Origin of the sequence: Oscillibacter sp. (genome assembly GCF_032060045.1) — a bacterium.
GTDB lineage: Bacteria > Bacillota > Clostridia > Oscillospirales > Oscillospiraceae > Oscillibacter.
Map to the genome: position 1 here is coordinate 1 of NZ_DAMBZJ010000062.1, position 8,605 is coordinate 8,605.

The 8,605-nt window shown below is 57.6% G+C and carries 11 protein-coding genes; 1 reads left to right on the forward strand and 10 read right to left on the reverse strand.

Annotated features, from left to right (window positions below; translation table 11 throughout):
• Position 1: 1 nt before the first annotated feature.
• The 5 genes from RT018_RS15255 to RT018_RS15275 all read right to left on the reverse strand — a co-directional run bounded on the left by RT018_RS15255 (position 2) and on the right by RT018_RS15275 (position 3,702).
• Complete coding sequence (locus RT018_RS15255) at positions 2-160, reverse strand: hypothetical protein (RefSeq protein WP_312943170.1); 159 nt, start codon at positions 158-160, stop codon at positions 2-4.
• A 123-nt stretch (positions 161-283) separates the two neighbouring features.
• Positions 284-1,198: a GerMN domain-containing protein gene (locus RT018_RS15260; protein WP_312943171.1), complete on the reverse strand. Its 915-nt coding sequence runs from the start codon at positions 1,196-1,198 to the stop codon at positions 284-286.
• Entirely contained in the window at positions 1,195-2,646 is a 1,452-nt protein-coding gene (locus RT018_RS15265) for a HAMP domain-containing sensor histidine kinase (protein WP_312943172.1), read from the reverse strand. Before RT018_RS15265 ends, RT018_RS15260 begins: the two co-directional genes overlap by 4 nt.
• Complete coding sequence (locus tag RT018_RS15270; protein ID WP_312943173.1) at positions 2,624-3,301, reverse strand: response regulator transcription factor; 678 nt, start codon at positions 3,299-3,301, stop codon at positions 2,624-2,626. Before RT018_RS15270 ends, RT018_RS15265 begins: the two co-directional genes overlap by 23 nt.
• Before the next feature lie 20 nt (positions 3,302-3,321).
• Positions 3,322-3,702: a ComEA family DNA-binding protein gene (locus RT018_RS15275; RefSeq protein ID WP_312943174.1), complete on the reverse strand. Its 381-nt coding sequence runs from the start codon at positions 3,700-3,702 to the stop codon at positions 3,322-3,324.
• Between the two features lie 272 nt (positions 3,703-3,974).
• Between RT018_RS15275 and RT018_RS15280 the strand changes: the two genes are divergently transcribed.
• On the forward strand, positions 3,975-5,339 hold the full coding sequence (locus RT018_RS15280) for a D-alanyl-D-alanine carboxypeptidase family protein (RefSeq protein WP_312943175.1): 1,365 nt from the start codon (positions 3,975-3,977) through the stop codon (positions 5,337-5,339).
• 49 nt (positions 5,340-5,388) lie between these two features.
• Here RT018_RS15280 and RT018_RS15285 read toward each other — a convergent pair whose 3' ends face one another.
• From RT018_RS15285 to yedF, 5 genes are all read right to left on the reverse strand, one after another.
• Complete coding sequence (locus RT018_RS15285; protein WP_312943176.1) at positions 5,389-5,901, reverse strand: nitroreductase family protein; 513 nt, start codon at positions 5,899-5,901, stop codon at positions 5,389-5,391.
• A 409-nt stretch (positions 5,902-6,310) separates the two neighbouring features.
• Positions 6,311-6,484 carry a DUF6472 family protein gene (locus RT018_RS15290; protein ID WP_312943177.1) on the reverse strand — a complete coding sequence of 58 codons (174 nt, stop codon included), beginning with the start codon at positions 6,482-6,484 and terminating at the stop codon, positions 6,311-6,313.
• A gap of 91 nt (positions 6,485-6,575) precedes the next feature.
• Positions 6,576-6,812, reverse strand: coding sequence for a DUF3343 domain-containing protein (locus tag RT018_RS15295; protein WP_312943178.1), 237 nt, complete (start codon positions 6,810-6,812; stop codon positions 6,576-6,578).
• Entirely contained in the window at positions 6,812-7,951 is a 1,140-nt protein-coding gene (locus RT018_RS15300; RefSeq protein WP_312943179.1) for an aminotransferase class V-fold PLP-dependent enzyme, read from the reverse strand. Before RT018_RS15300 ends, RT018_RS15295 begins: the two co-directional genes overlap by 1 nt.
• A complete protein-coding gene (gene yedF, locus RT018_RS15305; protein ID WP_312943180.1) occupies positions 7,948-8,565 on the reverse strand; it encodes a sulfurtransferase-like selenium metabolism protein YedF in 618 nt (205 codons plus the stop codon). Before yedF ends, RT018_RS15300 begins: the two co-directional genes overlap by 4 nt.
• Between the last annotated feature and the right edge of the window lie 40 nt (positions 8,566-8,605).

Here is an 8,605-nt window from a genome sequence, read left to right on the forward strand (position 1 = left end):
ATTAGATTACCACAGTTTCCCATAGTTTGTCAAGTACTTTTTTCAAGTTCCTGACTGCTCTTTTCAAGTTCCCTGCTGCCCTCGCGGACAGCTTTGTTAGGATACCAGTATGTGCCCTCATTGTCAACCCTTTTTCGACCATTTTTTCACTTTTGCTCATATTTACTATGTCCCCTCCTTATACCTCGTTGTCCACTGTCTAATTTGTCAGTCATGTCCCTTTTTCACACCAAAAAGGCGGCGGTCCCGGCGCAAAATTGTTGTACCAGGGCCGCCTCCTTATTTAGTCCTCCCTTGGATAGGTCTGCGCAATGGAAGCAGAGCCGAAGGTGATGGCCGGCTCGCCGTCCATTAGATACCGCACTTGCTGCACTGCATCCAAAGAGGTCAAGGATAGGGCTAACGCGTCCAGCGCAGTTTGCAGGTCCGCATTTTCGGGTAAAGCGGAAAGAAGGGTAGCAGAGAGATTGACGTAGCACACGCCGTCGCTGAGCTGGGTGGTCAGTACCGTAAAGCCTTCCGGCATGGCGGAGATCAAACCCCGTTCTGTGGGCCCGGCCTCCAGCGCTGCCACCAGGGCGGAAAGCTGGGTATCCCCCTCGTAGAGATCCAGTCGGTCCTGAACACCCACAAGTTCTCCGGCCTCGTTCAAAAACCACAGCGTCACTGGCACGGTGCTCACCACGTCCTCCATGCTGCTCAAAAGCAGATCTCCACCGGTAAAATACTGCTGATTCCGATAGGCTAGCTCCTGCCCCCGAACCGTGACGGAGACGGATCGAATCTCCGGAAGCTGCGTCAAGGTCAAAGTGATGCAGTAATCCGCGATGGTCAGTGCCACACCGGACAATGTACTGTACGGATAGGAGAGGTCAACCGTAATATGCCCGTTGTCCAGCGACGCGGAGAGGAGCTGCGTCCCTCCGGGAAAGGGGCTTTTCAATTCTTCGCTATTGGGACCCACAAGAAGTACTTCCGTCAACTTCTCCGCCACGGCGCGGGTATCCAATTCCTGAAGCCCCTCCAGCAGCACCGGCTCGGACTGAACCGCATCGCCTCCGGCAGCGGATCGCAAATTCTTTGCCATATAATATAATGTATAGCTCTCCGTATCCGCTCCCTGCGTTTGGCGCGTTGCATAAACACATCCCGGCAAAAGAGCCACGGCGCAAAATAGCAAGAATCCACGAAATTTCATTCTCCATCGCCTCCTTCCTCCACCCGTGGCCAGTGGACGGTGAATACTGCACCGCCCTTCGTCCGGTTTGCCGCCTCCACAGACCCGCCACGGTTTTTCACGGTGTCCTGTACAATGGACAACCCCAGCCCCGTGCCGCCCGCAGCCCGTGAGCGGGCCTTGTCGACCCGGTAGAAGCGCTGGAAAATTCGGGGCAGGTCCTCCTCGGGAATCCCCACACCGTCATCTGCCACTGTCAAAACAGCCTGTCCTCCCTCCCGGCGCAAGGAAATCCGGACCTGTCCTCCGTCGTGGGAATACTTCACCGCGTTATCCACAAGATTGTAAAGCACCTGATGCAGCTCATCCTTTGTGGCAAGCACTCGGCAGTGTTCCGCAGCGTCACAGTGAAGCGCAATCCCTCGCTCCTCCGCCACCAGCTCCATCATCCGCAGCACCTGCTCCAGCACCGGCGCCACATCCACTTCCGACGGCGTCGGAACCGTCCCTCCATCCAAACGGGTCAGGCGAAGCAAATCCTCGCTGATGCGACTGAGACGGTCCGCCTCCCGCCCGATGTCCGCCACAAACTCCCGTGCGGTGGCGGGGTCGATATTTTCTGTCTGCAAAATGGAATCCGTCAGCAGCCGGATGGCGGCCAGCGGCGTTTTCAGTTCGTGGGACGCATCGGATACAAAGCGCCGTCGAACGTCCTCCGTGGTTTGAAGCCGATCAGTCAATCGGTTAAACTCGTCGCCGATCTGGGCAATCTCGTCGTGGCCCCGGACGGCCGCCCGGTGGCTGTAAGCTCCCGCCCGCACCTGTCGGATGGCAGAGAGCAGCTCGCTGATTTTCCCAGTCAGCGCCCGGGACAAGATAAAGGACACCACCAACACCATGGCGGCAACGATGATGGACAGATTCCGGATGTTGCTCTGAAAACCCCGTAGCAGCGCCGCCTGCCCCACATCGTACTCATAGGCATACACCGCGCCGATAATGCGGTTTTGATACAGCACCGGCGCAGCCGCCCTGCTGCGAAACGCGCCGCTGCGATAGCTGGCGGTAAACGCGTCGTTCCCTAAAAGCGCCTGCACCACCTCGGTATACAGCGCATAGTCCCCCACCGCCCCGTCGGACTCTCTGGTGTCGTAGAGCACTTTTCCCGCCGCATCGGTGACAAGAATCCGGCTCATGTCGGCGGCGGCCACCAGCGTCATCGCAGCGGAGACATTCTCCTCCGTCAGACTTTCCAAATTCGCAAGCGCAGACACCATCACAGACACGCTGTTTTCCATGGCGGCCGCCTTGGAGCGAAACGCAAGATCCTCTGACACGATCAGCGGATAGGTGTTCAGCAACACCAATACCGCCGCAATGAGGAGAATATAGCTCAGCCCGAATTTTATCTGAAGGCTGCCGCGAACCCGCGGCCGCTCTTTTTCCTCAGCCCTTGAAATAGTAGCCAACCCCCCACTTTGTCAGGATAAGCTCCGGTTCCGCCGAATTTTTCTCCAGCTTCTCCCGCAGACGACGGATATGAACGTCCACCGTCCGATAGTCTCCGCCATAGGAATAGCCCCAGACCACGTTCATCAGGTTCTCCCGGCTGTATACCCGCCGGGGATTGCGCATTAAAAGCTCGATAAGATCGTATTCCTTGGCCGTCAGTTCCACGGTTTTCCCGTCCCGAATGGCCACCCGCTGCTCCGTATCCAAAGACAGTCCCCCGGCGGTAATCACGCTGCCTTGCGCTCGCTGCGTCCCTCCCGCCCGGCGCAGCAGCGCCCGTACCCGGGCCTTCAGCTCCATAATGTTAAATGGCTTTGTAAGATAGTCGTCCGCCCCGGATTCAAAACCCATCAGCTTGTCCGCATCCTCGCTCTTGGCCGTCAGCATGATGACCGGCACGTTGGAAAACTCCCGGATGCGCATGCAGGCCTCAATCCCGTCCAGCTCCGGCATCATCACGTCCAGAATCACCAGATCGAAGCGCTCGCTCCGGGCAAGAGATACGGCGGTAGCCCCATCATAGGCGCACTCCACTTCATAGCCCTCGTTTTCCAAGTTAAATTTCATGCCCTTCACCAATAGTTGTTCGTCGTCCACCACCAAAATCTTCAAACCTCAGCGCTCCTTTTCATTTATCCAATACTTATATACTCCCGCAGCGTGGCAAGCTTGCCCTCGCCGATTCCGCTGACGTTCATCAACGCCTCCACCGTCTCAAAGTGCCCGTGTTTCTCTCGATATGCAACGATGCGCTCCGCCAGCTTTTCGCCGATTCCCGGCAGGGTGGCCAGCTCTTCCCGACCGGCGGTGTTGATGTTGACGGGCCCCGTTTCCATCTCCTCCTCAGGCAACAGTTCGGAAGCCGAGGCAGTTATCTCCGTACTTACCGTGTAGCGCCCCTCCGCTCCGGCGCTCCGGGCGTGCAGCAGCAGAGCCAGTAGAAAGCAAAAAAACAACGCTGTCAAAATTAGCAGAATTTTCTCTGTTCTTGTAGGTCGAATTTCTCCTGTCACGGTTGAACTCCCCCGAAAAGTTTGTTATACTGGCAAAGAATGTGGAATCGGTACGGCTATTTTCGGATACTAACCGTGCGTTGTAAGATACATAGATACGCACGCAGTCGCCCACATCGCTCTCTTTCAGAACCGGGGCATCGCGAAGGCAGTGCCCAAATCAAATTACACGCCATAGTTGCGGCTGTTGGAAAAACGGAAGCAAAATGGCTCAAATTAAGTATAATTGCCGCTTTGCGGCTATTATACCACAGATTATTGGAGATTGTCACATGAAAATCAAACGCTTCCTCTCTGCTTTTTTACTGCTGATCACGGTGGCGGGCTTTTCCGTCGTTCCCGCCGCCGCGGATGAAATCGTGCCTGTGCCCGATCCGACTATCACGGCCAAGGCCGCACTGTTGGTGGACAGTGAAACCGGCTCCATCCTCTATCAGAAAAATGCGCACGCCGAGCTGTACCCCGCCAGCCTGACGAAAATAATGACCGCGCTGCTGACGCTGGAGGCAATTGATCAAGGCAAACTTTCGTTGGATCAGGAGCTTACCGCCTCCGCCTCCGCGCTGACCGGCCTTGCCTCCGACGGCAGCTCCGCCGGGATTCAGGTGGGGGAAACCATGAGCGTGGAGAATTACCTCAAGTGTATGCTGGTGGTTTCAGCCAATGAGGCCTGCGATGTGCTGGCTGAGACGGTCAGCGGCAGCGTGGACGCTTTTGTGGACGCCATGAATGCCAAGGCGAAAGTCCTTGGCTGTAAGAATACTCACTTTGCAAATCCCAACGGTCTGCATAACTCTCAGCATTACACCTCCGCTTGGGATTTGTACCTCATTACGTTGGAAGCCATGAAATATCCGGAATTTATGGCCATCTGTGACATGGGCGTGGCGGAAATTCCCGCCACCAACCTCTCTCCCGTCCGCCGCCTTCGCACCACCAACTATCTTCTTTCCAACTGGCGAGCCATCGGCTATATGTACTCCGACGCCCACGGGATCAAAACCGGCTCCACCTCTGATGCGGGGCATTGCCTTGTCTCCTCCGCCACCAAGGGGAGCCGCACCCTTATCAGTGTTGTTTTGGGCGCGGATCGGGTGGTGGGGGCCGACGGTGTGGCCGACGTGAGGAGCTTCTCCGAAACCCGGCGTCTGTTTGAGTGGGGCTTTAGCAACTTCTCTATGCAAACGGTCCTCTCCGATCTGGATATGCTGGCAGACGTTAAAGTAGATCTCAGTAAAATCGACAGCGTGGCCGTTCATCCCGCTGACCGGGTGGAGCTGCTCCTGCCCAACCACGTTAAGTCCGAGGAGTTGGATCGGAAGCTGGACCTCCCTGAATCTGTAAACGCCCCTGTCACCGCAGGGCAAGAACTTGGCACCGTAGAGCTGTCTCTGGACGGCACGGTATACGCCACCGTACCTCTGGTGGCGTTGAACAATGTAGAGGCCTCCAAGCTTCTCAAGTTCTGGTTTAATGTGCAGCAGTTTTTCAGTCGCATGGCCGTCAAGGCAGCGCTGATTGTTCTTGGCATTCTGGTTCTTCTGGGAATCGGCTGGAAGCTTACTCTGGGGCGTAGGCGCTATCGTTATGGAAAGCCCTCCCGCCGCGCCCGCGGCTACCGGGGACGGCGCAGATAATTAAATATAAAAAAGCAGTCTTGCGGATATCCGCAAGACTGCTTTTGCTTTACAGAAAGGTGACAAACTCCTCTATAGGCTTACGGTCCTCGTGCAGGCGGGCAGGATGAGCACCTTCTGCCGGATAGCCCATGGGCAGAAGCGCTACGGGTGTGCAGCCCGCCATCTCGGGGAACCGCTCCGCCAGCGCCGAAGGGTCAAACATCCCCACATACGTGGTGCCAAGCCCCAAGTCCGCAGCCTGAAGCATCATCTGGGTGGCGACAATGGCCGCGTCAATCTCGCCGTGGTTCTTGCCGTCTCCCTCCCGGACCCACGCCTTTTGCGCCTCATAGGCCACCACCAGCATCAGCGGGGGGTGGAAATGGCTGTCGGCGCAAGCATCGGCCTTTGCCAGTGCTTCCTCGCTCTTCAAAACGAAGATGCGCTGAGGCTGCTTGTTGTGGGCGGTGGGGGCGCTGCGGGCGGCCTCCAGCACCAGGTCCAGCTTCTCCTGTTCCACAGGGCGGTCGCTGAACTTCCGCAGGGAATAGCGCGCTTTTCCCAACTGTGCAAAATCCATGTCAGGTCCTCTCTTTCGTATCGGCGTCTCCGCGTTTTTATAATGATTTTATATCTTTAATTGTATAATGCTATCTTTTGTTGCGCAACCATAAAATACTCACGAACGCGCGGATCTCTCGCAGCCACGCGAAGAATTGCCCAGAGCCGGATAAGGCCGTTGAAACTGCTGGCGGTGCGGCGGGGCTGACCTTTTCGGGTTCTCCAGATCGGAGCATTCCCGCATCCGCCCCGCGCCCGCCTTTATCACGGGAACCCCTGACCGCGGTCCCCGGAAACCGAAAAGCCAGTGACTTTTCGGGGCCTCGCCCAGCCCTGACCCAGTATATGCCCCGCCGGCGGAAAGCGTCCGCAACGCAACAGGGCGGAGCAGTGTCTTTGTCTGCCCCACCGTATGTCCTAACGTGCATTCACTGTCTTCGTGCGGTCTCATAATCGCCGCCCCGGCGGTAAAAAGGGCAACTCGCCGCATCGGAACGGAGAAATCGCTCCATTTCATCTTCATCCAAATCCATGCTGCAAAAGTCAGTGTCCACTTCCTCATCATAATTCAGGTGGACGCATTCTTCGCATTTTCCGGTCATATTCAAGCTCCATTTCTTCACCCTGCCCAAAGGCCAGCTTCCATCTTTGCCAGTCGGCCAAATCTGTTGGGCCTCAGGGGCCAACGCGGGTCTATCGAGGCGGGATCATGTCGTAAATTCCATCAATCTGAATCCTCCGCCGAATCACCAGCTCCTCCAGCGCTTCCCGACTGTGGGCCGGGGCCATCCAGCACATACCGCACCCGGCGGTGACGCTGCGGGGCACCGGAATCAGCCGCCCTGGCAGACCTTCTTCCCGGCAGGCCTTTTCCATGGCCATCACTCCAACGGTGGTGGGGAAGGTGATAATGCACACCGATTCCGCCATCACAGTTCCTCCGCCAGCGTCCGCACAGCGGCCGCCGCCTGATCCACCTCCGAAGCAGTATTAAAAAACCCGAAGGAAAACCGCACTGCGCCCTGCTGTTCCGTCCCCAGCGCCCTGTGAAGCCGGGGTGCGCAGTGAGCGCCGGGCCGGGTGGCAATCTGGAAACGCTGCTCCAGCTCGTCCGCCACCAAGGCGCTGTCCCGTTCTCCCAAATTCAGCGAAACAATGGGGGCGCGGCTCTCCGCCCAGAAATCGCCGTAGACTCGCACGCCAGGAAGCTCTGCAATCCGCTCGTAAAACCGGCGGGCAAGGGCAAGGTCGTGGGCACGGACTTTCTCGACCCCTGTTTCATTCAGCCAGTCCAGCGCCGCACTCAGCCCCGCGATGCCGTGGCCGTTCAGTGTCCCCGCTTCCATTCGGGTGGGATATTCCTGAGGCTGCATTTCGGAAAAACTCTGCACTCCCGTGCCACCCACCTTGAACGGCCGAATTTCCACGCCCGTTCCCACGCATAGTCCGCCCGTCCCCTGCGGGCCATAGAGTCCCTTGTGTCCGGTGAAGCACACCGCAGCAATTCCCTGAGCCTCCATATCAATTGGAAAAAGGCCCGCCGTCTGGGATGCGTCCAGAATAAGCAATAGTCCATGGGCGCGGCAAAACATGCTTACCCGGTCGAGGTCCAGCAAATCGCCGGTAAGGTTGGAAGCATGTGTGCAGACCACCCCGCGGGTGTTGGGCTTATGTAACTTTTCGAAATCGGCATAATTGATCCCACCCCCATCGTCAGCGGGAACAAAGTCCACCTCGCCCCCCTGCGCCCGAAGTCGGTAAAGGGGCCGAAGGACGGAGTTGTGCTCCCAGTCCGTGGAAATCACATGGTCACCGGGGCCGAATAGTCCGGCAATTGCCGCGTTCAGCGCCTCAGTGGAGTTGGGGGCAAAGCAAACGCGTTCGGGTCCCGCGCAGCCAAACAGGGCTGTCAGCGTTTCACGTGCGTCGTAAATTGCCCGGGCGGCGGTCAATGCCTCGCCATGAGCACCCCGGCCACTGTTGCCAAACTCCCCCAGCGCGGTCAGAACCGCTTGTCCCACCGCTGGAGGTTTAGGCCGAGTGGTCGCCGCGTTGTCCAGATAAATCACGGCTTAATCACTTTTCCCGCCTGTGCCAGCGACTCCACAATCTCGTACATATTCGTGACGTTGCCCACTTCCAACTTATCCGTCAGTCCGTAGAAATTCAGGCAGGTGCCGCAGGTGCGGATGTCCACGCCCTTAGCCGCCAGCGCCTTGATGTCCTCCAGCGAGGCAGATCCCCGGCAGGTCAGTTGTGCGCCTCCGTTATAGAACAAGACGGTTTTGGGAAGACTGGGAAGCTGGCTCACCGCAAACAAAAAGCCCTTCATCAGCGTTTTTCCAAGCTCTTCGCTGCCCCGGCCCATCACATCCGTATCCACCGCCACCACAACGTTTCCTGTGGAGGGCAGACCGCACAGATCTCCCGTGGTCTCCAGCGAAATGGGAGAAACCGGACCGGTTACGTCCATCTCCACTGCGGAAACGCCGTCCCCTCGTGACTCCACGCGCATAGAAAAATGATACCTCGCCGCCATGCGGCGCAGATTCTGCACCGCCACGTCGTTGTTCACCAGAATCTCCAAAGTTCCAGCTTCTTTCATGGATCCCAGCGCCTTTGTGGCCTTCACCACCGGAATGGGGCACTCCTCGCCCACCGCGTTTACAGTTATTTTTTCCATACCGCCGCTCCTTCCGCCCGTCCGGGCTGATCTTGTCCCT

Bases quoted from the DNA above. Each gene is read 5' to 3' on its own strand.
- yedF (WP_312943180.1), bottom strand. From the start codon at position 8,565: ATGGAAAAAATAACTGTAAACGCGGTGGGCGAGGAGTGCCCCATTCCG.
- RT018_RS15285 (WP_312943176.1), bottom strand. From the start codon at position 5,901: ATGGATTTTGCACAGTTGGGAAAAGCGCGCTATTCCCTGCGGAAGTTC.
- RT018_RS15290 (WP_312943177.1), bottom strand. From the start codon at position 6,484: ATGACCGGAAAATGCGAAGAATGCGTCCACCTGAATTATGATGAGGAA.
- RT018_RS15260 (WP_312943171.1), bottom strand. From the start codon at position 1,198: ATGAAATTTCGTGGATTCTTGCTATTTTGCGCCGTGGCTCTTTTGCCG.
- RT018_RS15255 (WP_312943170.1), bottom strand. From the start codon at position 160: ATGAGCAAAAGTGAAAAAATGGTCGAAAAAGGGTTGACAATGAGGGCA.
- RT018_RS15295 (WP_312943178.1), bottom strand. From the start codon at position 6,812: ATGGCGGAATCGGTGTGCATTATCACCTTCCCCACCACCGTTGGAGTG.
- RT018_RS15280 (WP_312943175.1), top strand. From the start codon at position 3,975: ATGAAAATCAAACGCTTCCTCTCTGCTTTTTTACTGCTGATCACGGTG.